The following is a 26,896-nucleotide window of genomic DNA, read 5'->3' as shown; positions in this document are numbered from 1 at the left end:
GTCGTCTTACCAAGTAGCGAAGAAACCACCGAGGACCGCGACGTGACCGCGCAGCTCAATCCGCGCGGTGACGTCGCGGTCCTCGTGCCTGCGGCGGGTGCCGGCGTACGGCTCGGCCCCGGCCGACCCAAGGCGTTGCGCCTGCTCGCCGGCGAACCACTGCTCGTGCATGCCGTGCGTCGACTGGCCGCCGCGCCGTCGGTGCACACGATCGTGGTGGCCGCGCCGGTCGCCGACGTGCCTGCCGTCCGCGAGCTGCTGGCCCCGGTCGCACCGGTGATCGTGGTGGCCGGCGGCGCGGAGCGGCAGGCATCGGTGGCCGCCGCGCTGGCCGCGGTGCCCGCCGGCCCGACGATCGTCCTGGTGCACGACGCCGCCCGCGCGCTCACCCCACCTGAGCTCGTCGAATCCGTCGCTGCGGCAGTTCGTGACGGGCGCGACGCGGTGATCCCGGTGCTGCCGGTCGTCGACACCATCAAGGAGGTGGATGCCGACGAGGTGGTGCTCGGCACCGTCGACCGCTCCGCACTGCGCGCGGTGCAGACCCCGCAGGGTTTCCGCCGGGCCGTGCTCATCGCCGCGCACGCCGCGGCCGGCGACCCCCTCACCGACGACGCCGGGCTTGTCGAGAAGCAGGGCGTCGCTGTGAGTTGCGTGCCGGGATCGGAGTACGCAGTGAAAATCACCCGGCCGTTCGACCTGGCGCTGGCCGAGCACCTGCTTGCCGGCTCCAGTTGACGCGTACCCTCTGATCATGATCGTTCCCAGGGTGGCCATCGGCACCGACGTCCACGCGTTCGAGCCGGGCCGACCCTGCTGGGTCGCGGGCCTGCTCTGGCCCGACCAGGATGGCCTCGCCGGGCACTCGGACGCTGACGTGGTCGCGCACGCCGCCTGCAACGCACTGCTCTCCGCCGCCGGCCTCGGTGACCTCGGCTCCGCCTTCGGGGTGGACCAGCCGGAGTGGGCCGGTGCCTCCGGAGTGGCGCTGCTCACCGAGACGGCCCGCCGGGTGCGCGCGAGTGGCCTGGAGATCGGCAACGTGTCGGTTCAGGTCATCGGCAACCGCCCGAAGATCGGCCGCCGCCGGGCAGAGGCCCAGGAGGTGCTCTCCGCTGCCGTCGGTGCCCCGGTCACCGTCTCCGCCGCGACCACCGACGGGCTCGGCTTCGCCGGGCGCGAGGAGGGGCTCGCCGGCGTCGCGGTGGCCCTGGTGTACGACGCTCCGGCCACCTAAGCTCGCCGCGATGTCAAGCGACCCAGCCCCCGACCGTTCCGCCGCCGACGGCTACCTCCAGCGGGCCCAGCTCCTTGCCGAACTCGGGCGCCACGACGAGGCGGCCGGGGAATTGACCTACGGGTTGGCCCTACGACCGGACGACGTGGACGCCCTCACCGCGCTGGCCCGGGTGCACCTGGCGGCCGGCCGCCCCGCCGAGGCGCTCGCCGTCGCGGACACGGCCGTGGCGGCCGTACCCGAGGCCCTCCCGCCGCTGGTCGCCAGGGGCATGGCGCTGGCCGACCTGGAGCGATATTCCGAGTCGGCGGCCACCGCCGACCGGATCCTCGCCCTCGGCCCGGCGGACGCGTACGCCCAGTGGAATGCGGCGGCGCTGCTGGCCGACGCCCGTAACGGCCAGCCAGCGCTGAACGCGGCCTGGCGTGGCGTCGAACTGGCACCGGAACAGCCGCAGGCGCACCTGGTGCTCAGCCTGGTCGCCGCCCGGCTGAACCTGTTCGACCTTGCCGAGCGGGCCTACCGGGAGGCGTTGCGGCTCGACCCGCGCGTCGCCGAGGCCAGCCAGGATGTGGGTGTCCTGCGGTTGGAGCAGCGCCGCTGGTCGCAGGCATTGGCGCACGTCGCCGAGACCGTCGCGATCTCCCCGAGCCGCATCGACTCGCCGCGCACGCTCGCGCACGGCCTGCACCGCCTGGTGCTCTACGGCGCGGGTTGGTCGCTGGCGGCGGCGGTGCTGGTGGCCGTCGCGGCCTCGGCGAACGACGGGTTCTCCCGGGTGTTGGCGGTGCTCGCCGCGCTCACCGGGGGGATCGTCGTCTGGCAGCTCGCGGCCCGGTTGCCGGGGCTGACCCGGACCGTCCTGCCGGCCCTGCTGCACACGGACCGGGCGATCGCCCTGGCCGTCTACGCGGTGGCCGCCGCGCCGCTGCTGCTGCTGGTGTACGCGGTGGTCGGCTCCCCCTGGCCCCTGGTGCTGGCCATCGCCACCACGGCGGTAGCCGAGTTCGCAGTCTTCACCAGAACAGCGATCCGCTAACCCCCGGCAGCACCACCAAAGATCAACAAGCGTCGTGCAGCTCGACCAGATCAGGGGTTTCGCCGGAGCCCGCCCGCGTCGGGATCAAGCCTGACCGCCCAGAGCGGGTGGGCTCCGGCGAAACCCCAAAGGCCGACTACACAGAACGCGCCCACGTCCAGGCGTATCCCTCGTCCTCGCAGCCGCTGGCGGCGTCGCAGAGATCCAGGGGGCGGAAGGTGTCGACCATGACGGCCAGCTCGTCGAAGTAGTCGGCCCCGATGGACCGCTCGGCGGCACCCGGCTGGGGGCCGTGGGTGAAGCCGGACGGGTGCAGGGAGATCGAGCCCTGCTCGATGCCGGAGCCGCGGCGGGCCTCGTAGTTGCCGCCGGTGTAGAAGAGCATCTCGTCGGAGTCGACGTTGTGGTGGTTGTACGGCACCGGAATCGACTGCGGGTGGTAGTCGACCTTGCGGGGCACGAACGAGCAGATGACGAAGTTGGGGCCCTGGAAGGTCTGGTGCACCGGCGGTGGCTGGTGGATGCGGCCGGTGATCGGCTCGAAGTCGTGGATGGAGAACGCCCACGGGTAGAGGTGGCCGTCCCAGCCGACCACGTCGAACGGGTGGTTGGCGTAGACGTAGCGGGTCCAACCACGCCGGTGGCGGACCAGCACCTCTGCCTCTTCGCCGTCGACGAGCAGCGGGGCGTCCGGGCCGCGGACGTCGCGTTCGCAGTATGGCGAGTGCTCAAGGAACTGGCCGCGGACGGAGAGGTAACGCTTGGGTGGGCCGATGTGGCCGGCGGCCTCGACGGTGAGCAGGCGGACGGGTTGGTCGCCGGTGGGCACCAGCCGGTGGATGGTCGAGGTGGGGATGACGACGTAGTCGCCGGCGACCGCGTCCAGCACCCCGAACGGGGATTCGACCCGCAGGGTGCCCGACTCGACGTAGAGGCAGTGGTCGCCGGTGGCGTCGCGGAACAGCGGTGAGGGCCGGTCGGCGAGCACGTACCCGATCCGGACGTCGTCGTTGGCGAGCAGGTACTGCCGGCCGAGGATCGGGTCGGCGCTGCCGGTGTCCAGCTTGTGGGTGCGCAGGTGGCGGGGCTTGAGCGGCAGGTTCGGGGCCCGGGTGAACGCGGGTGGGGTGAACTCGTCGGCGGCCAGGATCGCGGTGGGCGCGTGCCGGTGGTAGAGCAGTGACGAGTCGGAGGAGAAGCCCTCCTGGCCCATCAGCTCCTCGGCGTAGAGGCTGCCGTCGGGCTGGCGGAACTGGGTGTGGCGCTTGCGCGGCACCTCGCCGACGCTGCGGTAGTACGGCATCTCGCCTCCCGATATGTCCCGTTCACCGGCCGAAGGCGTCCGATAATCGGACGCTGTTGTCCGTTCCTTGTAGCGTCCCGTACATTCTTGTTCCGTGTCAACGCAGGTGCCCGCGCTCCTCCACGGCCTGGTGGACGACGCCGCCGTCTTCCCTCCGGGCAGCGCCGCGCTGCCCGACGCCCTGACCGCCCACCGCCGGCACCGCACCGCCTGGTACGCCGACCTGGTCGGCCCGCTGCTCGTGCCCGCCTCCACAGTCGCGGCCGGGGAGCTGAGTGGTCTCGTCGACCCGGGTGAGGGCCTGGTGATCGGGGTGATCGGTGACACCGGCATCGCCCGCCTGCCGTTCGCGCTGTCGTTCCTGGCACCCGACGGCGTGACCGCACGGCAGGTAGAGGTGGCGGTCGCCAAGCGGGGCGAGGACCCCCTGCCCGGCATCGCCGAGCTGCTGCGACTTACCGACGCCATGACCGGCGTCGCGGCCGTGTACGCCGAGCTTCCACTGACCTTCGGGCTGATGGGCGCCCTCGACGCGCTCGTCGCCGCCCGGGCCGACGGGGTGCCGGTCGCCGCGAAGTTCCGCACCGGCGGACTGGCCGCCGAACTCTTCCCCACCCCGGCCGAGCTGGCCGCCGTGATCTGCGCCTGCCGGGACCGGGGCCTGCCGTTCAAGCTCACCGCCGGGCTGCACCAGGCGGTCCGGCACCTCGACCCGGAAACCGGCATCACCCACCACGGGTACGCCAACGTGCTGGCCGCGACGCTCGCAGCCGCCGACGGCGAGAGCGTGGGCCGGGTCGCCGAGTTACTGAGCGCGCTCGACCCGCGCCCCCTGTTGGAGCGCGCGACGGCACGGCTGCACGAACCCCGGCCACTCTGGGTCGGCTTCGGCTCGTGCAGCATCCTCGAACCACTTACCGATCTGATCCGGCTGGGGCTGGTGAACGGGGGCTACGACGCATGACCTGGGTGACCGGCGTTGACGGCTCGCCGTACGGGGTGACGAACCTGCCGTACGGGGTCTTCCGGCGCGACGGGGATGGGCCGCGGATCGGCGTACGGATCGGGTCGTGGGTGTTCGACCTGGCCGCGGCCGAGACCGCGGAGCTGGTGCTTGCCGCCGGAGCGTTGTGCCGACCCACCCTCAACGAGTTCATGGCGCTGGGCCGCCCGCAGTGGCTCGCGGTGCGGCAGCGGATCACCGAACTGCTCACCGACCCGACGCACCGGGCCGACGTGGAGCCGATGCTGGTGCCGCTCGACGACGTGGAGCTGGTGCTCCCGATCGAGGTGGCCGACTACGTCGACTTCTACTCATCCGAGCACCACGCGTCGAACGTCGGGCAGATCTTCCGCCCCGGCCAGCCGGCGCTGCTGCCGAACTGGAAGCACCTGCCGATCGGCTACCACGGGCGGGCCGGCACTGTGGTGGTCTCCGGCACGCCGGTGACCCGGCCGACCGGCCAGCGTGCCTCCGCCGAGGGCCCGGTCACCGGTCCGTCGGTACGCCTCGACATCGAGGCCGAGGTCGGCTTCGTGGTGGGCGTACCCAGCCGGTTGGGCGATCGGGTGTCGGTCGACGACTTCGCCGACCACGTCTTCGGGGTGGTGCTCGTCAACGACTGGTCGGCCCGGGACATCCAGGCCTGGGAATACCAGCCGCTCGGCCCGTTCCTCGGCAAGTCGTTCGCCACCTCGGTCTCGGCCTGGGTGACGCCGCTCGACGCGCTCGGCGACGCCTTCGTACCGGCCCCCGAGCAGGACCCACCGGTTGTCGAATACCTCCGCGACGTGCCGCACCTGGGTCTGGACCTCCAGTTGGCCGTGCTGTGGAACGGCACGCTGGTCAGCGAGCCGCCGTTCGCCACCATGTACTGGACGCCGGCACAGCAGTTGGCCCACCTCACCGTCAACGGCGCGGCACTGCGCACCGGGGACCTGTACGCCTCCGGCACCGTCTCCGGCCCGGAGCGGGCGCAGGTCGGCTCGTTCCTGGAGCTGAGCTGGGGTGGGGCCGAGCCGGTCACGGTGGGCGACGAGAGCCGCACCTTCCTCGCCGACGGCGACACGGTGACCATCACCGCCACCGCTCCGGGCCCGGACGGCACCACCATCGCCCTGGGCGAGGTGAGCGGCACCATTCGTCCGGCCAACTGAGCTGTCGCATTCCATCCGTCTCGTGCACGGGACCGGTTATCGCACAGCCCGTGCGATAACCGGCAGTGGTTGACCCGTTGATCGTCCGGATCCCGTTGCCCCGCCGCGCGATCCGAGCCGGGGTCAACCCGGCTGCCAGCGGTGGGGCGCCCATCGCACACGGAGGTAACGACGATGCACGATCTTGCCGGCGCGGTATGGCGTACCAGTAGCCGTTCCAACGACCAGGGGCTCTGCGTGGAAGTGGCGGACAACCTGGTAGATGTCCATGGTCTGGTCGCGGTCCGCGACTCCAAGGACCAGTCCGGCCCCACACTCGCGATCAGCCCGCCGGGGTGGACAGCCTTCATCGGCGCGATCCGGGCCGGTCGCTTCGAACACTGACCGGAGCATCGGCACCGGTCGGCGACGCCCGGTGCCGAGCAGCCGTCCAATCGGACAGAGTGGCCTCCGGGTGGTGGAAATTCCGTCCCGGAGGCCCCGTCCGGCCCTCACTCCGCGTACCGTCGGGGACACGGGAGGCGGGCATGTCGACGGTGGCGGTTACCAGGTTCATCGAGGCGCACGCTGTCGATGTCTGGGGTCTGCTGACCGACCTGCCCGGCCGGTCGGCCCGACTGACCGCCGCCGGCCCGATCGCGGTGCTCACCCCGGGTCCCTTCGGGCCGGGCACCGCCTGGCGCGAGGAGCGCGCCCAGCCCGGCGGCGGCACCCTCTTCGAAGAGTTCCTGGTGGTGGAGGCGGTCGCCCCGCACCGGTTGGTGCTCTGTTCCTCGGGTGCCGGCGTGGACTACCGGATCACCTGGACTCTGCGACAGGTCCAGCGGCGCCGTCGGGGCTGCACGGCGGTCACCGTCACCCACGAGGCCGTGCCGACCGCCCCGTACGGTCGGGTGGTGGCGCTGCTGCTCGGCGGCCTCGCCGCGCGGGCGGTCGAGGTGGCGCTCGGGCGCGACCTCGCTGACCTGGCCGTGGCGGCCGGTGCCGGCTCCGTCGAAGCCGCCTGAGCGCCGGCCGATCAACGCCGCCGCTCCGGTTGGTCGCCGCGACCTGCGCGGGGTCCGGCCGGTTCCGCTGGGTAGGGTGCCGGGCGGAGGTGCGGCATGGGGATCCCGACGGGCCGACGACGGCTCGCGATGGCTGTCGCGGCGCTGCTCGCGACCGCGGCTGTCGCGGTCATCGTGCACCGGGTGCTCGCGCCGGCCGAGGTGAGCACCGTGGCCCGAGCCGAGTATCCGCAAGCGGCCCAACCGGCCGACGGTGTGGTCGGTCGCCTGCCGGCCGCCCCGCTGATCGTGGACGGGCGACTGCGGGTGTACGCGGCGCACCGCCAGGTCTACGCCGATCGGCCGGTCGACGGGCGGCACCGGACCACCCCGTACTGGTCGTACCGGCGCTGGCCGGCGGAGTTGACCGGAGTGGTGGCCAGCGGCCGCACCGTTGTCAGTCGTTGGTCCGACGGGCGACTTGTCGCGCTCGACGCCCCGACCGGTCGGGTGCTCTGGCGGGCCGACGGCCCGGAGCCCACCGAGCAGGAGGCGGTGGCCCGGCGTACCGGCGCGGCCATCGTCTGGGATCCGCGCGGGTTGCACCTGAGCAACCTCGCGGACGGCCGCACCGTGGTGGTGGTGAGCGGAGCCGCCGAGGCGCGCGGGGTCGAGGTGAGCGGCGGTCGGCAGTTGTGGCGGGTCGAGCTGCCCGGCGGGTGTCGTAGCGACGTCGGCACCACCGCCGATGGACAGCTGATCGGCCTGGACCGGTGTGCCGGGCCGGCGACTGTCGAGTTCCGGGACGCGGCGACCGGCGCGGTGCGCGAACGGTGGCGACCGCCGGGCGGGTCGGACGAGTTGGTGGTGACTCCGCTCGGTTGTCGTACCGGCCGGTCGGACTGCCCGGCCCTGCGCACGGCGGGACCTGGCGACGCGGCCGGCCGGGGGTGGTTGGTGGGCGGAGGCGAGCCGGTCGCCGCCCCCGCGCTCGACCCGGCCGGTGCCACTGTGGTGGGTGAGCAGGCCGTGGTGGTGCTCGACGGGGTGGCGGTGGGTCGGTCGGTGCGTACCGGCGCTGAGCTGTGGCGGCGCGCGGATATCGGTGCGGCCCGGGTGCTGGCCACCCAGCCCGGCCGGGTGCATCTGCTCACCGAGGCCAACGACCTGGTGACGCTGGACCCGGTGACCGGTACGCAGCTGTCCCGCTTCTCGCTGAACGTCGGCCGGGACGGGACGGGTTGGTCGCCCGGGGCGGTGGGGGCCGGGAGCGGCTACGTCGCTGTGGAACGACTCCGCAGTCCGGTCGACCCCGCCGGCGACGACAGGCGCTACTACCTGACGGCGGAGGCGGTGATTCTGGCCGCCACCTGATCGTGGCGTCTCCGACACCCGCAGAACCGAACCGTCCATACCCTTTGTTGCGAAAAGGTATGTTTTTCACGGTTCAGGTTTCCTCGGGAAGGGGTCCGGCGCATGGGCAGGGCAGCAGCCAACTACCTCGTGGGCGGCGCACTGGCCGCTGCGGCGAGCCTCGCACTTGCGGTTCCGCAGGTGCTCAACGCCGATCCGGCGGCGGCGCGTGCGTTCGGCGCCGTCCGGGTCGCGCCGTCGGCCGACACCGGCGTCACCTTCGAGATCCTGCCGGCGTCTCCGACCCCCACGCCTACCCAGCCCCCACCCACGCCCACTCCCACGCAACCCACGCCAGCGCCGCCTCAGCCCACGCCCAGCCACGGTGGTGGACTGCCGGTCACCGGGTCCGGCGGGTCGACGCTGCTGCTCATCGGACTGGGCGTGACCCTGCTGATAGTCGGTGGGTTCGCCACCCGCCGTAGTCGGGTCTGACGGAGCGGCTGCCGATGTGCCGTCAGCGTCCGGCCGGGACCCGCTCCCGCGGCCTGCCGGTGGGGGGTCGAGGGGACTGACGGTAACGACGGGTCAGCACCGCGAGGCCGGAGAGGAGCAGCAGACCCCCGATGGCCGCCGCCACCGTCCAGCCGGACGTCATCCGGGAGATGACACTGCCCCGCTTGCCGACCTGGCCGGGGTCGGGAAACTGGATCTGCGCGCTGACGCTGCGCTTCACCAGCCCGCTCTCCAGGTTCACCTCGATCTTCCAGGGTCCGTTCGGCAACTCGACGGGTAGCCGGGCGATGACCTGCCCGGAGCCACCCGGCGGTAGCGTGACGCCCTGCCCGACCTGGAACGGGCCGGCTCGGCTGCCGGCTGGTCCGTCGGTGAGGGTGACCGAGCCGGTGAGGTCGATGGCGCGCTCGCCGGTATTGGTGACCTGGGCGGTCACCGTGGGCTCGCCGGTCGGGCCGCGGGCCGGGCGGAGTTCACCGATGGAGAAGTCGGAGATCGGTTCGCCACCGGGCCCGATGTCGAGGTAGACCCGGACGCCGACCCGGTGGATCTGGATGACCTCCCCGTCGGAGCGCGGCGCGGAGGTGGCGGACGCCCAGATCACCCCGTACCGCTCGCCACGCGAGGCAGCCGGCGGCACCGTGATGGTCGCCCGGACCCGAGCCTCGCCCCCCGGTTCCACCTCCACGACGGGGCTGTCGAGGGTGATCCAGGAGGTCAGTTCGTTTGCCGCGCGACCCTCACCGAACTTGAACTTCGAATCTTCAAGCGTCGCCGCCGCCGGATACACGTCGATGCGGCGGGCCTGGTCGGTGCGATTGTTGATCAGCAGTTGCCGTTTGACGGTGGTGCCCGGCGGCAGGTGATCAACGATGTAGCGCAACGCCCGGGGGTCGTCGCGGCGATTGTTCGGCGCCTCCAGCAGCCGGATTCCGAGGCGGTCGTCGGCGTCCGGCTCGGCCGCGCCGGCCCGGGTCGACAGACCCGGACCGGCGAGGCAGAGCAGCGCCAGCGCGACCGCGACGGTCGACCGGCCCCGGCGGCTAGGCCACCGAATGCGTCACCGTCCCGGTGTAGACGCCCGCGATGCTGTCCAGCGGCACGTGGACGATCAGGGTGGGGTTCCAGGTCGCCGTGTTGCCGCCCGTGCCGCCCGAGTGGGTGAACGCCGTGAGCGGGGTGACGCTGTCCAGCGGCGCGGCGTCACCGGAGGTGAGCTGACCCGGCGTGAAGGTGCCGTCGCCAGTGGTCGCCGTCGCCGGACCGGACCAGTAGTCGATCTCGGACGGGAGGACCGTCTCGGGCGGGCTGCCACCGCCGGTCTGGAAGACCGAGGCGGTCACCGTGGCCGCCCAGGAGGCGTCCGCCGCACCCCGGGAATCGGTGACCGTGACCGCGCCGAGCTGGCCGGTGATGGTGCCACCGGGCGCGCCGGTGCCAAGGTCGGCGGTGGCCGGCGCGTCGATGTCGAGGGTGCCGGCAAGCACCTCGAATGTCGCGGTGGTGGTGTCGGTTGGCGCGGCGATGGCCGGTGTGGCGAGGAAACCCACCATCGCCGCGGCGGCTGCGCCGGTAAGGCAGATCTTGGCAGTACGCACTGTTTGTTACCCCGTCTTCTCGAAGTGAGCCGGTGTGATTTCTCGTGGCAACCGGCTACTTCGGAAGATAGGGCAGCGAACTACGCAGAAGCGGACAAACAGAGCTTATAGCCCCATCTGGGTCAATTCAGCGCCGACTCCGCAACGGCCAGGAACGCGTCGTTCTCGGCCGAGGTGCCGATGGTGACCCGGACGCCGTCCCCGGCGAACGGTCGCACGATCACACCGCGTGCCTCGCACGCCCTGCCGAACGCCACCGACCGCTCACCCAGCGGCAACCAGACGAAGTTGGCCTGGCTCGCCGGCACCTCGGGCACCCACTTGCGCAGCGCCTCGCCGACCCGGTCCCGCTCAGCGACGACCAGGGCGCAACGGCGCTCCATCTCGGTCACCTGGGTGAGCGCGGCGAGCGCCCCGGCCTGGGCAGCGGTGCTGCTGGAGAACGGGGTCGCCACCTTGCGGATGGCCGCGGCCACCACCGGCTGGGCGACCAGCCAGCCCATCCGCAGACCGGCCAGACCCCACGCCTTGGAGAGCGTGCGCAGCACCGCCACGTTCGGCCGGTCCAGGTAGTCGAGACCGTCCGGCACCTCCGGGTCGGTGACGAACTCCCGGTACGCCTCGTCGATCACCACAAGCACGTCGTCCGGCACCGCGTCGAGGAACCGATCCAACTCGGCCCGGCGCACCGCCGTACCCGTGGGATTGTTCGGGTTGCAGACGAAGATCACCCGGGTCCGGTCGGTCACCGCCGCTGCCATCGCCGCCAGGTCGTGCCCGTGCCCGGCGTCGTTGGGCACCCGCACGCTTGTCGCGCCGCTTGTCGCCACGATGATCGGGTACGCCTCGAAGGACCGCCACGAGTAGAGCACCTCGTCACCGGGCAGGCAGGTGGCCCGCACCAGGTGCTCGGCGAGCGCCACCGAACCGCAACCCGTGGCGATCCGCTCGGCGTCCACCCCGTACCGCTCGGCAAGTGCGTCACGCAGCGCGACCACGCCCATGTCCGGGTAACGGTGCGAGGTGGTGATCGCCTCGGTGACCGCCTCCACCACGCCCGGCAGCGGCCCGAACGGCACCTCGTTGCTTGCCAACTTGATGGCCTCCGGCAGACCCAGCTCCCGAGCCAGGTCGGCGGGACTGCGCCCCGGCACGTAGCTGGGCAGCGCGTCCAGGTCGGCGCGGGTCAGCCGCAGCGCCGGCTGGTGACGTCCGGATTCGGTCATGGGGTGTCTCCCGGGGGCTGGTTACGGTCGTTCGAGGGGGTGGAAGCGAGCTGGTGCGGAACTTCGACGACGACCGTCTGCGCACGCTTGTCGTGCAGCGCCTGCCGCAGCGGGTGGTCGAAGAGCGGGGAGAGGGCGTCGACAAGTTGCAGCACCAGACCGATCCCGGCGCAGTACCACAGCAGAGTCGGCAGACCCAGCGTGCTCCACCGGCTCAGCGACCGAGCCATGCCCAGCGGCTGGTCGGCGGCGATCGGCACCGCCCGGATCCGCATCAGCCGCTTGCCGACGGTCTGCCCGTTGGCGGCCATGGCCGGCACCTCGTACGCCAACCAGAGCGCTGTGGCGACCAACAGGATCACCAGCAGGAGCGCGTCGGCCCGCTCGCTTGGCAACGGCAGGCCCTCGGCCGAGGTTTCGCCCCGCCGCGCCCGCCGGAGGATTTCCTGCCAGTACGGGGCCCACTCCTGTGCCCAGCGCCAGACGAACCAGCCGTTGGCCACGATGTTCAGTGCGAAGACGATGCCGAAATCGATGAGTCGAGCAACCAGCCGGCGGCCGTAGCCGGCCAACACCAGGCCGTGCGGTCGTGGCTCGGGTGCTCGCATCGGCCAGCCGGGCTGACCGGGCGGGGGCACCCAGCCAGGTTGGCCAGCCGTGGGCACCCGGCCCGGCGGACTGCCCTGCGGACCCCAACCAGGCGGGCCCGCAGCCGGACCCCAGCCCGGGCCGTGGCCCGGCTGTGGGCCGTACCCCGGTGGTGGGCCCTGGTGCGGCGGCCCGTTGGGGACGACTGTTGTCGGAGCGACGGTGCCGGTGGGCGCGGCCGGGGTGACCGGCGCGGGCGGCGGCTCGACCGGCGGTGGGCCGTCCGGCGGGATGGCATCGACGGGGATGGGCGCGCCGAGCCAACCCTCGCCGTCCCAGTAACGCCGGGTGTCGGTGTCGGCCGGATCCACGTACCAACCGGGTTGAACGCTCACGCCGCCGCTCCGCTTCGCTGCGCGACGGCGCGAGGCGCCACGCTTCTGAGCCTGCTGGTTCGCTCGCTGCGCTCGCTCACGCCGCCGCTCCGCTTCGCTGCGCGACGGCGCGAGGCGCCACGCTTCTGAGCCTGCTGGTTCGCTCGCTGCGCTCGCTCACCAGGACACCTTAACGACGACGGTCTCGGCGAACTTGTCGTGGAGGCACTGCTGCCACGGCTTGTCCCAGAGCTGCCACAATCCGTCGACGTAGACACCCGCCGGGACCAACGAACCGCCCAGGAACTGCACGAGCCAGCGCCGGCCGGCCATCTGCCGGTCCAGCGTGCGGCGCGGGTCGATCGGCACCACCTGCAGTTTCAGCACCTTCTTGCCGACCGTCTGGCCGCCGCGCTTGAGGTACTCGACGTGGTAGAGCCAGTAGAACCCGAGCATCACGACGAGTGACCCGAGCTGTAGCAGCACGAGCGGCAGGATGAACTCGACGAAGAGGGTGCCCATGTCGGGCTCCATCAGCGAGCCGTCCGGGTAGGTCCGGGTCATCTCGCCGACCATCCGCCACCAGAAGATGACGAAGAACGGCACGAACAACACAAGCGACACGGCGCTGGCCAGCGCCATGTCGATCAGCCAGGCGAGCAGCCGGTCGGCGAAACTCGCAAGCGGCTGGCCGCCCGGACTCAGCGCCGGGGGCGGCGGGCCGGGTGGTCCGGCGTGCCACGGTGGCGGGGCGTACCCGGGTGGGGCGTACTGCGGCGGTGCCGCGTACCCGTAAAGGTGTGGTCCGGGCGGCGGCGCGACGCCGCCGGCGGCGGGCGGGGGCCCACCGGCCGGCGGCGTCGGGTACGACGGAGGCTGCGTCACGCTCGCAAGTGTTACAGGTTGCCGCGGGCTTCCTGCTCCCGCTCGATGGCCTGGAAGAGCGCCTTGAAGTTGCCCTTGCCGAAGCCCAGCGAGCCGTGCCGCTCGATCAGCTCGAAGAAGACGGTCGGGCGGTCCTGCACCGGCTTGGTGAAGATCTGCAGCAGGTAGCCGTCCTCGTCCCGGTCGACAAGGATCTTGCGGGCCTTCAGCTCCTCGATCGGCACCCGCACGTTGCCGATCCGGGCGCGCAGCTCCGGGTCCTCGTAGTACGAGTCCGGGGTGTCCAGGAACTCCACGCCGGCGGCCCGCATCGCGTCGACGCTGGCCACGATGTCGTTCGTGGCGACGGCGATGTGCTGCGCCCCGGGGCCCTGGTAGAACTCCAGGTACTCGTCGATCTGCGACTTCTTGCGGGCGATGGCCGGCTCGTTGAGCGGGAACTTCACCTTGCGGGTGCCGTTCGCGACGACCTTGCTCATCAGCGCCGAGTAGTCGGTGGCGATGTCGTCGCCGATGAACTCCGCCATGTTGGAGAAGCCCATCACCCGCTTGTAGAACTCCACCCACTCGTCCATCCGGCCCAACTCCACGTTGCCGACCACGTGGTCGACGGCCTGGAAGAACCGCTTCGGCTGGATGCCGGCGTCGATCATCGGCTGCCGGTCCACGATCGGGCCGCGTGCGGTGAAGCCGGGCAGGAACGGGCCGGTGTAGCGGGACCTGTCGACAAGGGTGTGCCGGGTGTCGCCGTACGCGGCGATGGCGGCCATCCGGACGGTGCCGTGCTCGTCGCTCACCTCGTGCGGCTCGACGACGCCGGTGGCGCCTTGGGCGACGGCGTGCGCGTACGCGGCGTCGACGTCCGGCACCTCGAGCGCGATGTCGCTGATCCCGTCGCTGTGCTTCGCCACGTGCTCGGCGCCGTCAGCGTCCGGGCGCACCGCGCCGGTCAGCACGAACCGGGCCGAACCGCTGGTCAGCACGTACTGGGCGTGGTCCCGGTAACCCTGCTCCGGGCCCCGGTACGCCACGCAGGTCATGCCGAACGCGGTGGAGTAGTAGTGCGCGGCCTGCTTGGCGTTGCCGACCAGGAAGTGCACGTGGTCGAGACCCCGGACCGGGAACGGGTCGTGGCTGATGTCGTGGTCGACAGCGCCGACGAGCCGGTCGACGTCGACGTCCTCGGTCGACTGGGGTCGGTCGATCGCCTGGGTCATGGTGGGCTCCCTCGCGTACCGGCCGGCCTCGTGGGCCGCCCTTGTCGGTTCTTGTGGCGAGGATCGCTGTCGCGGCACCGGCTGGGCAACTGTCGACATAATTGCTGGTCAGGTTGCGCATTCGGTATGGTCCGGGTCCATGAATGGTGAGCAGAATGTACAGCTGGACGCGCTTGACGTGCGCTTGATCGAACTGCTCGCCGAGGAGCCCCGGATCGGGGTGTTGGAGTGTTCACGGCGGCTCGGGGTGGCTAGGGGCACCGTGCAGGCCCGGCTGGACAAGCTTGTCGACAGGGGCGTCATCGGTGGCTTCGGCCCGGAGATCGCACCGGCCGCGATCGGCTTCGGGGTGACCAGCTTCGTCACCCTGGAGATCAGCCAGCGGCACGGTCACGACCCGGTCACCGCGCACCTCGCCGCCATTCCCGAGGTGCTGGAGGCGCACACCATCACCGGCTCCAGCGACCTGCTCTGCCGGATCGTGGCCCGCTCCAACACCGACCTGCAACGGGTCATCGACCAGATCGTCTCCTCCGCCGGCATCACCCGGGCGTCGACGATCATCGCGTTGGCCGAACAGATTCCCTACCGCACGCTGCCGCTGGTGCGCAGCGCCGTTCGCGCCGAAGGACGGGCCCCTTCCTGACGCCTCCGGCAGAGCAATGGCCTCCGTTAACACCTTCGGCCCCAGAAAGCGCGGCGACACGGCGGCGCGGGCGTACAGAAGATCCCTGATCGTGGCTACGGTGTGCGGGTGGCGAAGGGGAGGGTGCGCGGCGGGCTGCTGGCCGGCCTCGCCGTGGTCATCGCCCTCGCCGCGACCGGCGTGTGGAACCCGTTCCCCGGCCTCTGGGACTGGGTGGACCGCAGCGAACCCATCTCCGAGCCGGACGTGGTCTGGCAGCAACGGATCGGCGGCACTCCGCGCAGCGTGACCATCGCCGGCGACGCCGTGGTGGTCGAGCAACGCACCCGGGTGGAAGCCCGCAGCCTGGCCACCGGCACCCAGCTCTGGGAGCGCAAGGCGGACTGGTCGGCGGTCGCGGGCGGCGACCGGGACCCGGTCGTCGCCGTGGGCAAGCTCCTGGTCAAGGGGTACGAGCTGCTCGACCCGGCCACCGGGGCGACCCGGCGACGCGACGACGACGCGGTGGCCGTCTGGACATACCGCAACCTGCTCCTCGACGCCCGCTGCACGGACGCCACCGACTGCACCCTGAGCGCCTGGGACCCGCGCGGTACCGCGCCACTCTGGACGGCCTTCCTGCCCGGGGTGCACAGCGGCCTGCTCGCCGACAACCCGGGCCTGCGCGGCACCCGCCGGCTCACCGCCACCCGGATCGACGACGGGGTGGCCGGGGCGGAACCCGCGCCACCGCTGCTCGGCTTCCCGGTGGACGGGCGGGTGCACGTCGTCGACACCGCCACCGGTCGGGTGTTGCAGAACGTCGAACCCGGACGGGACGAGCGGCTGTCCGTGGTGGGCGGCCGGATGCTGCGGATCGCCGCCCGATCCCAGGACGGCACCTGCTACTTCGCCATCTCCGCCCGCGACCCGGCGACCGGGCAGGAGGCCTGGCAGCGGGCCGGGGTCAACCTGCGGACCGCCGACAGTGCCGGCTGCGTACAGCGCGAAGACCCGCAGGGTGCGCGGAACGTGCTGATCGGTGTCGGCCCGGACGGCCGCGAGGCGGTCGTCGACGGGTACGACGGCCGGCTGCTCTGGGTCGGCGAATCCGGCACCAAGCTGATCGCTGTGGACGACCGCTACGCGGTGTTCCGCGCCGCCGACAAACGTTCGGTGGTCGCCCGGCAACTCGGCACCGACCGGGTGCTGTGGACGCGACCCGCCAGCGGCAAGGCCACCGCCGCGCTGACCCCGTACGCGGCGGTGGTCGCGGACGAGAAGCCGTCCCGCCTGGCTGCGCTGGACCCGCGCACCGGCCGGGAGTTGACAGTGCTGCGGACCTCGGCCAACGCCCTCGCGGTCGGGTCACAGGGCATGATCATTGGTGAGGGGCGCGAGATCGGCTATGTCCGCTTCGGCGGTGGCGCAGGCACACCGGCCCGCCCGCCCGGCGACGGAGGGACCACCGGTCCGGGCGGCACCGGCCCCGGCGGGCCGGACAACCGCGACTGCGGGCCGAAGGGTGAACTCTGCGCCGAACCGGACGGCGGCAAGGACGGCTGAGGGCCTGGTCGCCCGGTGGCTGGGCGGGCGGCGGGGGCGCGGGATGAGAGCGGCGTCCCAGGACCCGCCCGGCGGGTGGGAGTGATCGACCGGTCTGCCCTAGGCTTGCCGCTCATGAGCAGTGCCGCCGCATTCTCGTACGCCCCCCTGCTGCCGACCGGCCCCGACCAGACGGACTATCGCCTGGTCACCGACGAGGGCGTCGACGTCGTACACGGCCCGGGAGGCCGCCGGTTCCTCACCGTGGAGCCGGCCGCGCTCACCGCGCTGACCGCCGAGGCGATGCACGACATCGCGCACTTCCTGCGCCCCGCGCACCTGGCCCAACTCCGGGCGATCATCGACGACCCGGCCGCCTCGCCGAACGACAGGTTCGTCGCGTTGGACCTGCTGCGCAACGCCAACATCGCCGCCGGTGGGGTGCTGCCGATGTGCCAGGACACCGGCACCGCGATCGTGATGGGCAAGCGTGGCCGGCACGTGCTCACCGACGGCGCGGACGCCGAGGCCATCTCCCGGGGCGTGTACCAGGCGTACACGAAGCTCAACCTGCGGTACTCCCAACTCGCCCCGCTGACCATGTGGGACGAGCGGAACACCGGCAGCAACCTGCCGGCCCAGGTGGAGCTGTACGCCGAGGACCCGGACGGGCACCCCGACGCGTACAAGTTCCTGTTCATGGCCAAGGGTGGTGGCTCGGCCAACAAGTCGTACCTCTATCAGGAGACCAAGGCGCTGCTCAACCCGACGCGGATGATGCAGTTCCTGGAGGAGAAGCTGCGGCTGATCGGCACCGCGGCCTGCCCGCCGTACCACCTGGCCATCGTCATCGGCGGCACCTCCGCCGAGTACGCGCTGAAGACCGCGAAGTACGCCAGCGCGAAGTATCTCGACGCGCTGCCCACCTCGGGTTCGATGAGCGCGCACGGCTTCCGCGACCTGGAGCTGGAGGCCGAGGTGCTGGAGCTGACCCGCAACTTCGGCATCGGCGCGCAGTTCGGTGGCCGGTACTTCTGCCACGACGTACGGGTGGTCCGGCTGCCCCGGCACGGCGCGTCCTGCCCGGTGGCGATCGCCGTCTCGTGTTCGGCGGACCGCCAGGCCGTCGCCAAGATCACCCCGTCGGGTGTGTGGCTGGAGCGCCTCGAAACCGACCCGGCGCGGTTCCTGCCCGACGTCACCGACGACTCGCTCGACGCCGAGCTGGTCGTCCGCGTCGACCTGAACCGGCCGATGGACGAGATCCGCGCGGAGCTGTCCAAGTACCCGGTGAAGACGCGCCTCTCGCTCTCCGGGCCGCTCGTGGTGGCCCGGGACATCGCGCACGCGAAGATCGCCGAGCGGCTGGACGCCGGTGAGCCGATGCCGCAGTACCTGCGCGACCACGCGGTCTACTACGCCGGCCCGGCGAAGACCCCCGAGGGCTACGCCTCCGGCTCCTTCGGCCCGACCACCGCCGGCCGGATGGACGCCTACGTGGAGAAGTTCCAGGCGGCCGGTGGCTCCCAGGTGATGCTGGCCAAGGGCAACCGCTCCGGCCAGGTGACCCGCTCCTGCCAGCAGCACGGCGGCTTCTACCTCGGCTCGATCGGCGGCCCGGCGGCCCGCCTCGCCCAGGACTGCATCAAGCACGTCGAGGTGCTCGAATACGCGGAGCTGGGCATGGAGGCGGTGTGGAAGATCGAGGTTGAGGACTTTCCCGCCTTCATCGTGGTCGACGACAAGGGCAATGACTTCTTCGCCGAGGTCACCAAGCCGGTGCTCACCGTCGGCCGCCGCTGACCCGGTCCAGATGGGGAGGGGCGTCGAACGAATTCGCTCGACGCCCCTCTGTCGTCCGTGCTGAACCGACATCGGTGCGCACGCCTGGCCGGGGGCGGTTGGGGCGTGCGCACCGCCCCCGTCGGATGTCGTCACCGACAACTCGGAGTGAGTGTCCGATGGACCGCTGCCGATCCACTCTCACATCGCTATCGCCTGACTGAGCTGATCTGTCACCGTCGGACTACGCTGCTGAACGTCGGGCCATCGAGGCGGGGGAGCAGATGCGGTTCGGGATCCTGGGACCTCTGCGGGTCGGCGGTGGCGAGGCCACCGTCACCGCTGGTAGAGACCGGATCGTGCTCGCCATGCTGCTGTTACGGGCCGGGCGGCTCGTGCCGGTGGAGGAGCTTGTCGACGCCGTGTGGGAGGAACACCCCCCGGCCACCGCCCGGGCCCAGCTGCAGACCTGCGTGTCGCGGTTACGCCGCCGGTTCGCCGAACTCGGGCTGGCACCGGAGGTCATCGTCACCGACCCGGCGGGGTACGGCGTCCGCACCGCGCCCGACGACCTGGACGTCGAGGTCTTCGCGCGGGGTGTGGAGACGGCCCGTGTCGCAGTGGAGGCCGGTCGGCTGGACGACGCGCGGACGGCATACCGCGTCGCCCTGGCGCTCTGGCGAGGGCCGGCGCTCGGCGGTATCCCGAGCCAAAGCATCCGTCGCCGCGCCCAGGCCCTGGACGAGCAGCGTCTGACCGCGTTGGAGGAGTGCGTCGACGTCGAGCTGCGTCTCGGCCGGGGCGCCGAGTTGATCGACGAACTCGCCGAGAGCATCGACCAGCATCCGCTGCGAGAGCGCCTACGCGGCCAACTGATGCTCGCCCTCTCCTCGGTCGGTCGACAGGCCGACGCGCTCGCGGTCTACCGGGAGGGTCGGCGGATCTACGCCGACGAGCTGGGCATCGAGCCGGGCACCGAACTCCAGAAGCTGCATCAGCGCGTACTCGCTGGCGATCTCGTCCTGGCCGGTCGGGCGTCGTCACCGATCCAGCCGGTCCGCTCACTGCCCCGGGCGATCGGCGACTTCACCGGTCGGCAGCAGACGCTGGCGCGCCTGCTGAAGGACGTGGAGGCCGGCGCGCGAATCCAACTCATCGACGGAATGGCAGGCAGCGGTAAGACCACCCTCGCGGTGCACGTCGCCACCGCCCTGGCCGACGACTACCCGGACGCCCAGCTCTACATCGACCTGCACGGGCACAGTGAACGCACCCCGCTGACACCGGCCGCGGCGGTGGCCACGCTGCTGCGGCAACTCGGCGTGCCGGCCGACCGGGTGCCGACGAACCAGGACGACCGGTTGGCGCAGTGGCGCACCGAGCTGGCCGGCCGGCGGGCCCTGCTGGTGCTTGACAACGCGTCCACCGCCGACCAGGTGACACCCTTGCTGCCCAACGGCTCACGTTGCCTGGTTCTGATCACCAGCCGTCGCCGGCTGGTCGGAGTGGACGAGGGGCGACCGACGTCACTGCCCGTGCTCGACACGGACGAGGCGATCGAGCTGCTCGGCCACGTGGTCGGCATCGACCGGGTGGCTGCCGAGCAGAACGCTGCCACCGAGGTCGTCCGCCGCTGCGGCCACCTGCCACTCGCCATCCGGCTGGCCGGTGCCCGGCTGGCGCACCGGCCCCGCTGGCGCATCGCCGACCTGGCCGAGCGGCTGACGAGCCGACCCGATCCGTTGGCCGAGTTCGAAGCGGGCGACCGGTCCGTCGGCCGGGCCTTCTCCCTGTCGTACGCCCAGGTGTCGCCGGCGGCGCAGCGTGCGTTCCGGCTGCTCGGCCTGCATCCGGGGGTACGGTTCGACAACTCGGTCGCCGCCGTCCTCGCCGAGCTGCCCCTGCCCGACGTCCAGGATCTGCTTGACGAGTTGGTCGACGCGAATCTGGTCGAGGAGGCCGAGCCGGGTCGGTACCGGTTGCACGATCTGGTCCGGGAGTACGCGCGGACCCTGGTGTCCGAGCCGGGCCGAGAAGTCGAGCGGCGGGACGGCGTCGAGCGTCTGCTCGACCACCACCTGCACGTCGCCGCGGCTCTCGCGCGCAAGACGGAGCTTTCCTCGCTGCACTCGCTGATCGTGGTGGCGGGGCCGCTCCGCCCCGACCTGGTCGCGCTCGTCGCCGAGCAGGGCCAGGCCTGGCTCGACGAGAACCTGGGCTTGTGGACCGCACTGGTCCGGCTGGCCGAGACCGAGGATTTCCCTCAGTACTGCTGGCAGATGGCGAGGGCCTGCTGGCACGCCCAGTTCGAGGGCGGTCGGCTGGACGAGCTGATCGAGACACACACCATCGGCCTGCGTGCCGCCGAGGCGTTGGGCGACGACCGGGCAGTGGCAACGATGCTCAACTATCTGGCCTCGGCCCACTACCGGCTGGGTGATTTTTCCGAGTCGATCCGGGTCATGGAAAGGTCAGTCGACATCTTCCGTGCGCTGGGTCTGCGCAGCGGGTTCCGCAACTCGCTCAGCAACCTGGGCAGTTCGTACGCCGCCGCCTTCCAGTTTCGCCGCGCCCGGGAGTGCTTCGACGAGGCTCGCGCAGTGGCCACGAGGATGCGCGACAAGGAGGCACTGACCAACGAACTCAACAACTTTTCGATGACCCTGCTGCTGTGGGGACGGCACGACGAGGCGCTGCGCGTCGCCCGACTGCATCTGAGCGCCGCCCGCGAGGTCGGCGACCCGCGCCGGATCGGCAACGCCCTCGGGCATCTCGGGATGATCCGGCATCGGATGGGTGACGTGGGACCGGCCAGCCGGTTGCTGCGGGTGGCTCTGCGTGCCAAGCGCAAGATGGGCAACCGCTACGGTGAGGGGGAGGTGTTGAACGAGATCGGGATGATGGAACGGGAGGCTGGGCGCCCGGAACAGGCCGCCGACCTGCACCGTGCGGCGCTCGTCGCGATGACCGAGGCGGGTGACCGCATCGCCCAGTGCGGCTCGCGCAACCTGTTGGCCCGAGCCATCCTGGACCAGGGCGATGTGGCCAGCGCGCTCGACCTGCATCGTCGGGTGCTCGCCGATGCCGCCAGCTTGAATTCCCGCTACGAGCAGGGCCGCGCGCTGGAGGGCATCGCCCGGTGCCTGCTTCCGACCGACCCGGCGGCGGCGCGCGTACACCTGACCCGGGCGCTGTTCCTGTTCCGGCAAATCGAGTCGCCGGACCAGCACGAGGTGGCCTGCCTGCTCGCCAAGTTGGACTGACGGATCATCTGCGAGTCGGCGGCGGGCGCGGCAGGATGGTACGTGTGACGACTCCAGAGGCGACCGGTTACCGGATCGAACGCGACTCGATGGGCGAGGTGGAGGTGCCCGCCGAGGCGCTGTGGCGGGCACAGACCCAGCGCGCGGTGCAGAATTTCCCGATCTCCGGCCGGGGCATCGAACCGGCCCAGATCAAGGCGCTCGCCCAGATCAAGGGCGCGGCGGCCGAGGTCAACGGCGAGCTGGGCGTGATCGACGCGAACGTGGCCGCCGCCATCGCCGCCGCCGCGGCGCACGTGGCCGACGGCGGCTACGACGACCAGTTCCCGGTGGACGTGTTCCAGACCGGCTCGGGCACCTCGTCGAACATGAACGCCAACGAGGTGATCGCCACCCTGGCAGGCCGGGAGCTGGGCGCACCGGTGCACCCGAACGACCACGTCAACGCCTCCCAGTCCAGCAACGATGTCTTCCCGTCCTCGATCCACCTGGCCGCCACGCAGTTCATCGTGGAGGACCTGCTGCCGTCGCTGGGCCACCTGGCGGCGGCGTTGGAGGCCAAGGCGGCGGAGTTCGAGACGGTGGTCAAGGCCGGACGCACCCACCTGATGGACGCCACCCCGGTCACCCTGGGCCAGGAGTTCGGTGGGTACGCCGCCCAGGTTCGCTACGGCATGGACCGGCTGGAAGGCGCGTTGCCCCGCCTGGCTGAGCTGCCACTTGGTGGCACCGCCGTCGGCACCGGGATCAACACCCCGCTCGGGTTCGCCGCCGCCGTGATCGGCAAGCTACGCGAGTCGACCGGGCTGCCGTTGTCCGAGGCGCGCAACCACTTCGAGGCGCAGGGCGCCCGGGACGCCCTGGTGGAGACGTCGGGGCAGCTGCGTACCATCGCGGTCGGCCTCTACAAGATCGCTAACGATGTCCGGTGGATGGGGTCCGGTCCGCGTGCCGGCCTCCGTGAACTCCGCATCCCCGACCTCCAGCCCGGATCGTCGATCATGCCTGGCAAGGTCAACCCGGTGGTTGCCGAGGCGATGCGGCAGGTCTGCGCACAGGTGATCGGCAACGACGCGACTGTCGGCTTCGCCGGCTCCCAGGGCGACTTCGAGCTGAACGTGATGCTCCCCGTGATGGGCCGCAACCTGCTGGAGTCGATCCGGCTGCTCTCCGCGGCGAGCCGGTTGTTCGCCGACCGGCTGGTGGTCGGCCTGGTCGCGGACGCCGAGGTCTGCCTGGCGTACGCCGAAGGTTCACCGTCGATCGTCACCCCGCTCAACCGCTACCTGGGGTACGACGAGGCCGCCTCGATCGCCAAGGAGGCGCTGGCCAAGCAGACCTCCATCCGCGAGGTGGTGATCTCCCGAGGTCACGTCGACTCCGGCAAGCTCACCGAGACCCAACTCGACGAGACGCTGGATCTGCTCCGGATGACCCACCCCTGACCTGGGGCCGCTCAGCTGACCCCCGGGCGGACCGCACCGGGCGGACCGCACCAAGGTCGTGCTCCATCCCCGAAGTAGTGGCTTCCGCACGCAGGGACACCACTACATCCGAGATCGAGCACGACCTTGCGCGGTCCGTCGGTGTGGAGGCGTGGGCGGGGGAGTGACGGCATGGACTTGAAGTGTCCCCGTGTGAGTTGTCGACGCGTACTCCCGGCGGCTCTTCGTGGTGGCGACCCCGCGCTGCGGCGACCGGCTCGCCCGCGACGGTGGTCGCGGGTTCCTGCCGGCGGCTTCACCGACGTTGCGGACCTTGGGGGCGGATGGCGCCGGTAAACGGTTCGACAGGGGGGTGGGGCGGCGGGATGATCCCGTCATGACTGACGTGCCGTCGACCGAGCGGCTGCGGTTGCGCCGGCTGACCATGGCTGACGTGGATGCGCTTGTCGAGCTGGACAGCGATCCCGAGGTGATGCGGTTCCTGACCGGTGGCGTCGCCACCCCGCGCGCCACGGTCCGCGACGAGCAGTTGCCGAGGCTCCTCGGCCAGTACCAGCGGCATCCCGGGCTGGGTCGGTGGGCGGCGCTCGACCGGGAGAGCGGTGACTTCCTGGGTTGGTTCGCGCTCGACCCGTCGGCGGACGGCACCGAGGCTGAGTTGGGCTATCGGCTGCGGCGTTCGACCTGGGGGCGAGGGCTGGCCACCGAGGGGTCGTTGGCGTTGGTCCGGTACGCCTTCGACACCGTCGGGGTGCGGCGGGTCTGGGCCGAGACGATGGCGGTCAACGAACGCTCGCGGCGGGTGATGGTCAAGGCGGGTCTGCGTCATGTGCGGACCGTCCACCTGCAGTGGGACGACCCGATTCCGGGCACCGAGCATGGCGAGGTGGAGTACGAGTTGCGGGCCGAGGATCGGGTGGCCGCTGCTCAGGAGCGGCCGGCGGCCCGGCGGGCGCGGTAGGCGGTCACCGCGGCGCGGTTGCCGCAGCCGGCCTCGCAGAACCGCCGCGACCGGTTGCGGGACAGGTCGACGACGACGTTGTCGCAGTCCGGGTACTCGCAGATCCGCAGTCGGCGCAGCTCACCCATCCGGACCAGGTCGGCGACCGCCATCGCCGCCTCCACCGCTATCCGGGTGGCCAGCGGCGCGTCGCGGGGCACGGCGTGCAGGTGGTACGGCTCGTCGTCGTGCTCGATGAGCTGCGGCAGCGCCCGGTGTTCCTGCAGCAGGCCGTTGACGATGGCGACGACCTCGGGCGGCTCGGCGTGCCAGATGCGGCGCAGCCCGGGCCGTAGCCGCTGGACGGCGCGGAGCTCCGCGTCGGTGCGGTCGTGCCGCCCGCTGTAGGAGTGGCGGACGAAGAACGCGTCAAGCGCGGCAACGTCGGGCAGCAGTTCGCCGTCCCGACCTGCCGTGTTGACAACTGCGGCGGCAGCGACCAGGGAACACTCGGTGTCATGAGCAAACAGCATCTTGATTCCTGTCATGGCTTCCGCGTAGCGTCATCAGCATCAGGATAGTTTGCTCATGACATGATGCCGACCCGAGGAGCGCAATGCACTCACGACCTGCCGCCGGCGCCGCGCTCGCGTTGCTCTCCGCCGTCACCTTCGCGACCTCCGGCACCTTCGCGCGATCACTGATCGAGGCCGGCTGGTCCGCCGAGTCGGCAGTGATCGCCCGGGTCGGCATCGCCGCGCTGGTGCTGGCGATCCCCGCCCTGCTGTCGCTGCGGGGCAGGTGGACCGTGCTGCGGAGCAACGCCACCGCCATCGGGCTGTTCGGGCTGCTCGGGGTGGCGCTGGCCCAGGTCTGCTTCTTCAACGCCGTGCGCTACCTGCCGGTCGGTGTCGCGCTGCTGCTCGAATACCTGGGCATCATCCTGGTCGTCGGGTGGATGTGGCTGCGGCACGGCCAGCGGCCCCAACGGCTCACCGTGGCCGGGTCGGTAGCCGCCCTGGCCGGGCTGGTGTTCGTGCTCGACCTCGCCGGCACCGCCGACTTCCATCCGGTGGGTGTGCTCTGGGGTCTGGGCGCGGCATTCGGGCTGGCCGGGTACTTCGTGCTCGCCGGCCGGGTCGACCCTCGGCTGCCCTCGGTCGCCATGGCCAGCGGCGGAATGGCCGTCGGTGCCATCGTGCTGCTCCTCGTCGGACTCACCGGTCTGTTGCCGCTGCACGCCACCTTCGGCGAGGTCACCTTCGCCGGACAGCCCACCAGTTGGCTGCTGCCGATCGCCGGGCTCTCGCTGGTGGCCGCCGTCATCGCGTACCTGGCCGGCATCGCCGCCACCCGGATCCTCGGCCCCCGGCTGTCGTCGTTCGTCGGGCTGACCGAGGTGCTCTTCGCGGTGCTGATCGCCTGGCTCTTCCTGAACGAGTTGCCCACGGGTTGGCAGCTCTTCGGCGGCACGTTGATCGTCGCCGGGGTCATGATGGTCCGACTCGACGAACTGCGCGGGACCCCGTCGGCGCCCGCGACCGCCGCACCCGAGCCCGAGCTCACGCTCGACGCTCGCTAGGTGTACTGACCCGTGAGGTTGGGGACGCGGCTGGCGGGTGGTAGGCCGTTGAGTGCGGTGTGTCCGCGGTGGTGATTGTAGGAGTGGATCCAGCCGGGGAGGGCTTGTCGGCGTTCGGTTTCGCTGGTGTAGGGCTGTGCGTAGGCCCATTCGTCGAGCAGGGTGCGGTTGAAGCGTTCGACTTTACCGTTGGTCTGGGGTCGGTAGGGCCGTGTGCGTTTGTGGGTGATTCCGTTGTGGGCGAGGGTGTCGCGCCAGAGGTGGGAGCGGTAGCAGGCGCCGTTGTCGGTCAGGACGCGTGTGACGGTGATGCCTGCGTCGGTGAAGAACGCTTGGGCGCGTTGCCAGAACGCTGCGGCGCTCTCGCGGGTCTCGTCGGGCAGGATTTCGGTGTAGGCGAGCCGGGAGTGATCGTCCACGGCGTTGTGTAGGTATTGGTAGCCGAGGTTTGGTCGGTTGGTCAGTTTGCGGGGGCGGGTCGCGTCGCGGTGTGCTGAACGGTTGCGGTTGCCATCGGCGCGGCCGTGGACGCGGTGGCCGCCGCCGTCCGGGATGTTGCCGAGTTTCTTGATGTCGACGTGGACCAGGTCGCCGGGGGCGGTGTGCTCGTAGCGGCGCACGTTGCGGCCGGTGGCCCGGTCCAGATGCGTCAACCGGGCCAGCCGGTAACGGGTCAGGACTCGGTGCACGGTGGCCGGGTTCAGCCCAAGCAGATAAGCGATTCGTGCGGGTCCCCACCGGCGCAGGATCCGGACTTTGATGATGCGTCGTTCCGTGCGCGTCGGGGTCCGTGTCGGGCTGTGATGCGGGCGCGAGGGCCGGTCAGCCATCCCGGCCACGCCCTCGACGCGATAACGGTCGGCCCACCGTTTCGCGGTGGTAGCGCTGACCTGGAACCGTTCCGCGGCCCGGCGCAGCGGCCACTCGTCGTCAACGACACAGCGAGCCAGCCGCAGCCGACCGGTCTCGGACAAGGGTGCATTACGGTGGGGCATGAGGGCCTCCGATGGTTCGGGGTAGGACGTCGCAATCCACACCGAACCCGAAGGCCCTCACCTATTTCAAGATCTCCCCGTCACCAACGTCCGTGGTCAGTACAGCTAGACGAGTAAGTCCTAACCCTGGTTAGTGGTCATAGGCGATCAGGGATCGGGTGATGGGTTGGCCGGTGTTGCGGTTGTGCCAGATGGCGGCGGTCAGGGCCAGGATGCGTTGGGCGATGCGGGCGCTGACGC

Annotated in this window: 25 protein-coding genes and 1 pseudogene; 16 read left to right on the top strand and 10 right to left on the bottom strand. The window is 71.3% G+C overall.

What is annotated here, in order from left to right; genetic code table 11:
* The first annotated feature begins 42 nt into the window (after window positions 1-42).
* From ispD to AB0B86_RS18880, 3 genes are read left to right on the top strand one after another with little or no spacing between them, the layout of a single operon-like run.
* Window positions 43-738 carry a 2-C-methyl-D-erythritol 4-phosphate cytidylyltransferase gene (ispD, locus tag AB0B86_RS18890; RefSeq protein ID WP_357408610.1) on the top strand — a complete coding sequence of 232 codons (696 nt, stop codon included), beginning with the start codon at window positions 43-45 and terminating at the stop codon, window positions 736-738.
* A gap of 13 nt (window positions 739-751) precedes the next feature.
* Complete coding sequence (gene ispF, locus AB0B86_RS18885; RefSeq protein ID WP_357408798.1) at window positions 752-1,237, top strand: 2-C-methyl-D-erythritol 2,4-cyclodiphosphate synthase; 486 nt, start codon at window positions 752-754, stop codon at window positions 1,235-1,237.
* A gap of 10 nt (window positions 1,238-1,247) precedes the next feature.
* Window positions 1,248-2,276: a tetratricopeptide repeat protein gene (locus tag AB0B86_RS18880; protein WP_357408612.1), complete on the top strand. Its 1,029-nt coding sequence runs from the start codon at window positions 1,248-1,250 to the stop codon at window positions 2,274-2,276.
* Between the two features lie 136 nt (window positions 2,277-2,412).
* Here the strand turns inward: AB0B86_RS18880 and AB0B86_RS18875 are convergent, their stop codons facing one another.
* Window positions 2,413-3,579 (bottom strand): cupin domain-containing protein, encoded by a 1,167-nt coding sequence (locus AB0B86_RS18875; RefSeq protein ID WP_357408614.1) that lies wholly within the window; start codon window positions 3,577-3,579, stop codon window positions 2,413-2,415.
* Window positions 3,580-3,673: 94 nt separating this feature from the next.
* Between AB0B86_RS18875 and AB0B86_RS18870 the strand changes: the two genes are divergently transcribed.
* The 6 genes from AB0B86_RS18870 to AB0B86_RS18845 all read left to right on the top strand — a co-directional run bounded on the left by AB0B86_RS18870 (window position 3,674) and on the right by AB0B86_RS18845 (window position 8,570).
* Window positions 3,674-4,543 carry a hypothetical protein gene (locus AB0B86_RS18870; RefSeq protein WP_357418782.1) on the top strand — a complete coding sequence of 290 codons (870 nt, stop codon included), beginning with the start codon at window positions 3,674-3,676 and terminating at the stop codon, window positions 4,541-4,543.
* Window positions 4,540-5,736 (top strand): fumarylacetoacetase, encoded by a 1,197-nt coding sequence (gene fahA / locus AB0B86_RS18865; protein ID WP_357418780.1) that lies wholly within the window; start codon window positions 4,540-4,542, stop codon window positions 5,734-5,736. Before AB0B86_RS18870 ends, fahA begins: the two co-directional genes overlap by 4 nt.
* A gap of 174 nt (window positions 5,737-5,910) precedes the next feature.
* Window positions 5,911-6,120 (top strand): DUF397 domain-containing protein, encoded by a 210-nt coding sequence (locus tag AB0B86_RS18860; RefSeq protein WP_357418778.1) that lies wholly within the window; start codon window positions 5,911-5,913, stop codon window positions 6,118-6,120.
* A 143-nt stretch (window positions 6,121-6,263) separates the two neighbouring features.
* Window positions 6,264-6,743 carry an SRPBCC family protein gene (locus AB0B86_RS18855; protein WP_357408622.1) on the top strand — a complete coding sequence of 160 codons (480 nt, stop codon included), beginning with the start codon at window positions 6,264-6,266 and terminating at the stop codon, window positions 6,741-6,743.
* A gap of 96 nt (window positions 6,744-6,839) precedes the next feature.
* Complete coding sequence (locus AB0B86_RS18850; RefSeq protein WP_357408624.1) at window positions 6,840-8,096, top strand: PQQ-binding-like beta-propeller repeat protein; 1,257 nt, start codon at window positions 6,840-6,842, stop codon at window positions 8,094-8,096.
* Window positions 8,097-8,198: 102 nt separating this feature from the next.
* Window positions 8,199-8,570: an LPXTG cell wall anchor domain-containing protein gene (locus AB0B86_RS18845; RefSeq protein WP_357418776.1), complete on the top strand. Its 372-nt coding sequence runs from the start codon at window positions 8,199-8,201 to the stop codon at window positions 8,568-8,570.
* A gap of 22 nt (window positions 8,571-8,592) precedes the next feature.
* On the opposite strand, the gene AB0B86_RS18840 is transcribed toward AB0B86_RS18845, so the two are convergent.
* The 6 genes from AB0B86_RS18840 to hppD all read right to left on the bottom strand — a co-directional run bounded on the left by AB0B86_RS18840 (window position 8,593) and on the right by hppD (window position 14,479).
* Window positions 8,593-9,474: a hypothetical protein gene (locus tag AB0B86_RS18840; RefSeq protein ID WP_357418774.1), complete on the bottom strand. Its 882-nt coding sequence runs from the start codon at window positions 9,472-9,474 to the stop codon at window positions 8,593-8,595.
* 160 nt (window positions 9,475-9,634) lie between these two features.
* Window positions 9,635-10,189 carry a hypothetical protein gene (locus AB0B86_RS18835; protein WP_357408631.1) on the bottom strand — a complete coding sequence of 185 codons (555 nt, stop codon included), beginning with the start codon at window positions 10,187-10,189 and terminating at the stop codon, window positions 9,635-9,637.
* Window positions 10,190-10,311: 122 nt separating this feature from the next.
* A complete protein-coding gene (hisC, locus tag AB0B86_RS18830; RefSeq protein WP_357408633.1) occupies window positions 10,312-11,415 on the bottom strand; it encodes a histidinol-phosphate transaminase in 1,104 nt (367 codons plus the stop codon).
* The gene (locus AB0B86_RS18825) at window positions 11,412-12,398 is read right to left on the bottom strand and encodes an RDD family protein (RefSeq protein ID WP_357418771.1); all 987 of its coding nucleotides are present in this window, start codon (window positions 12,396-12,398) and stop codon (window positions 11,412-11,414) included. The genes hisC and AB0B86_RS18825 overlap by 4 nt, the downstream gene beginning before the upstream one ends.
* A 156-nt stretch (window positions 12,399-12,554) precedes the next feature.
* Window positions 12,555-13,262, bottom strand: a complete 708-nt coding sequence (locus AB0B86_RS18820; protein WP_357408637.1) for an RDD family protein — start codon at window positions 13,260-13,262, stop codon at window positions 12,555-12,557.
* An 11-nt stretch (window positions 13,263-13,273) separates the two neighbouring features.
* Window positions 13,274-14,479, bottom strand: coding sequence for a 4-hydroxyphenylpyruvate dioxygenase (gene hppD / locus AB0B86_RS18815; RefSeq protein ID WP_357408639.1), 1,206 nt, complete (start codon window positions 14,477-14,479; stop codon window positions 13,274-13,276).
* Between the two features lie 139 nt (window positions 14,480-14,618).
* Here hppD and AB0B86_RS18810 point away from each other — a divergent pair, with 139 nt between their 5' ends.
* From AB0B86_RS18810 to AB0B86_RS18785, 6 genes are all read left to right on the top strand, one after another.
* Window positions 14,619-15,125: an Lrp/AsnC family transcriptional regulator gene (locus AB0B86_RS18810; protein WP_357408641.1), complete on the top strand. Its 507-nt coding sequence runs from the start codon at window positions 14,619-14,621 to the stop codon at window positions 15,123-15,125.
* Window positions 15,126-15,260: 135 nt separating this feature from the next.
* Window positions 15,261-16,670, top strand: coding sequence for a PQQ-binding-like beta-propeller repeat protein (locus AB0B86_RS18805; protein ID WP_357408800.1), 1,410 nt, complete (start codon window positions 15,261-15,263; stop codon window positions 16,668-16,670).
* 114 nt (window positions 16,671-16,784) lie between these two features.
* The gene (locus AB0B86_RS18800; protein ID WP_238648277.1) at window positions 16,785-18,452 is read left to right on the top strand and encodes a fumarate hydratase; all 1,668 of its coding nucleotides are present in this window, start codon (window positions 16,785-16,787) and stop codon (window positions 18,450-18,452) included.
* 263 nt (window positions 18,453-18,715) lie between these two features.
* Entirely contained in the window at window positions 18,716-21,694 is a 2,979-nt protein-coding gene (locus AB0B86_RS18795) for a BTAD domain-containing putative transcriptional regulator (protein WP_357408644.1), read from the top strand.
* Between the two features lie 35 nt (window positions 21,695-21,729).
* The gene (locus AB0B86_RS18790) at window positions 21,730-23,139 is read left to right on the top strand and encodes a class II fumarate hydratase (RefSeq protein WP_357408646.1); all 1,410 of its coding nucleotides are present in this window, start codon (window positions 21,730-21,732) and stop codon (window positions 23,137-23,139) included.
* Between the two features lie 376 nt (window positions 23,140-23,515).
* Window positions 23,516-24,100 carry a GNAT family N-acetyltransferase gene (locus tag AB0B86_RS18785; protein WP_357408648.1) on the top strand — a complete coding sequence of 195 codons (585 nt, stop codon included), beginning with the start codon at window positions 23,516-23,518 and terminating at the stop codon, window positions 24,098-24,100.
* On the opposite strand, the gene AB0B86_RS18780 is transcribed toward AB0B86_RS18785, so the two are convergent.
* Window positions 24,067-24,612 (bottom strand): CGNR zinc finger domain-containing protein, encoded by a 546-nt coding sequence (locus tag AB0B86_RS18780; protein WP_357408651.1) that lies wholly within the window; start codon window positions 24,610-24,612, stop codon window positions 24,067-24,069. The genes AB0B86_RS18785 and AB0B86_RS18780 overlap by 34 nt on opposite strands.
* Before the next feature lie 83 nt (window positions 24,613-24,695).
* On the opposite strand from AB0B86_RS18780, the gene AB0B86_RS18775 reads away from it, so the two are divergent.
* Window positions 24,696-25,661: a DMT family transporter gene (locus AB0B86_RS18775; RefSeq protein ID WP_357418767.1), complete on the top strand. Its 966-nt coding sequence runs from the start codon at window positions 24,696-24,698 to the stop codon at window positions 25,659-25,661.
* On the opposite strand, the gene AB0B86_RS18770 is transcribed toward AB0B86_RS18775, so the two are convergent.
* On the bottom strand, window positions 25,658-26,656 hold the full coding sequence (locus tag AB0B86_RS18770) for an IS481 family transposase (protein ID WP_357418765.1): 999 nt from the start codon (window positions 26,654-26,656) through the stop codon (window positions 25,658-25,660). The two genes, AB0B86_RS18775 and AB0B86_RS18770, sit on opposite strands and share 4 nt — an antisense overlap.
* A 130-nt stretch (window positions 26,657-26,786) precedes the next feature.
* A pseudogene (locus AB0B86_RS18765) lies at window positions 26,787-26,896 on the bottom strand (IS982 family transposase); the annotation flags it as partial.

The organism is Micromonospora sp. NPDC049047 (assembly GCF_040649135.1).
GTDB lineage: Bacteria > Actinomycetota > Actinomycetes > Mycobacteriales > Micromonosporaceae > Micromonospora.
This window is presented reverse-complemented; position numbering and strand designations above follow the sequence as displayed.

Bases quoted from the DNA above. Each gene is read 5' to 3' on its own strand.
- hisC (WP_357408633.1), bottom strand. From the start codon at position 11,415: ATGACCGAATCCGGACGTCACCAGCCGGCGCTGCGGCTGACCCGCGCC.
- AB0B86_RS18880 (WP_357408612.1), top strand. From the start codon at position 1,248: ATGTCAAGCGACCCAGCCCCCGACCGTTCCGCCGCCGACGGCTACCTC.
- AB0B86_RS18810 (WP_357408641.1), top strand. From the start codon at position 14,619: ATGAATGGTGAGCAGAATGTACAGCTGGACGCGCTTGACGTGCGCTTG.
- AB0B86_RS18795 (WP_357408644.1), top strand. From the start codon at position 18,716: ATGCGGTTCGGGATCCTGGGACCTCTGCGGGTCGGCGGTGGCGAGGCC.
- AB0B86_RS18790 (WP_357408646.1), top strand. From the start codon at position 21,730: ATGGTACGTGTGACGACTCCAGAGGCGACCGGTTACCGGATCGAACGC.
- hppD (WP_357408639.1), bottom strand. From the start codon at position 14,479: ATGACCCAGGCGATCGACCGACCCCAGTCGACCGAGGACGTCGACGTC.
- AB0B86_RS18770 (WP_357418765.1), bottom strand. From the start codon at position 26,656: ATGCCCCACCGTAATGCACCCTTGTCCGAGACCGGTCGGCTGCGGCTG.
- AB0B86_RS18785 (WP_357408648.1), top strand. From the start codon at position 23,516: ATGACTGACGTGCCGTCGACCGAGCGGCTGCGGTTGCGCCGGCTGACC.
- AB0B86_RS18780 (WP_357408651.1), bottom strand. From the start codon at position 24,612: ATGCTGTTTGCTCATGACACCGAGTGTTCCCTGGTCGCTGCCGCCGCA.
- AB0B86_RS18800 (WP_238648277.1), top strand. From the start codon at position 16,785: ATGAGCAGTGCCGCCGCATTCTCGTACGCCCCCCTGCTGCCGACCGGC.
- AB0B86_RS18775 (WP_357418767.1), top strand. From the start codon at position 24,696: ATGCACTCACGACCTGCCGCCGGCGCCGCGCTCGCGTTGCTCTCCGCC.
- AB0B86_RS18855 (WP_357408622.1), top strand. From the start codon at position 6,264: ATGTCGACGGTGGCGGTTACCAGGTTCATCGAGGCGCACGCTGTCGAT.
- AB0B86_RS18860 (WP_357418778.1), top strand. From the start codon at position 5,911: ATGCACGATCTTGCCGGCGCGGTATGGCGTACCAGTAGCCGTTCCAAC.
- AB0B86_RS18850 (WP_357408624.1), top strand. From the start codon at position 6,840: ATGGGGATCCCGACGGGCCGACGACGGCTCGCGATGGCTGTCGCGGCG.
- AB0B86_RS18875 (WP_357408614.1), bottom strand. From the start codon at position 3,579: ATGCCGTACTACCGCAGCGTCGGCGAGGTGCCGCGCAAGCGCCACACC.
- fahA (WP_357418780.1), top strand. From the start codon at position 4,540: ATGACCTGGGTGACCGGCGTTGACGGCTCGCCGTACGGGGTGACGAAC.
- AB0B86_RS18845 (WP_357418776.1), top strand. From the start codon at position 8,199: ATGGGCAGGGCAGCAGCCAACTACCTCGTGGGCGGCGCACTGGCCGCT.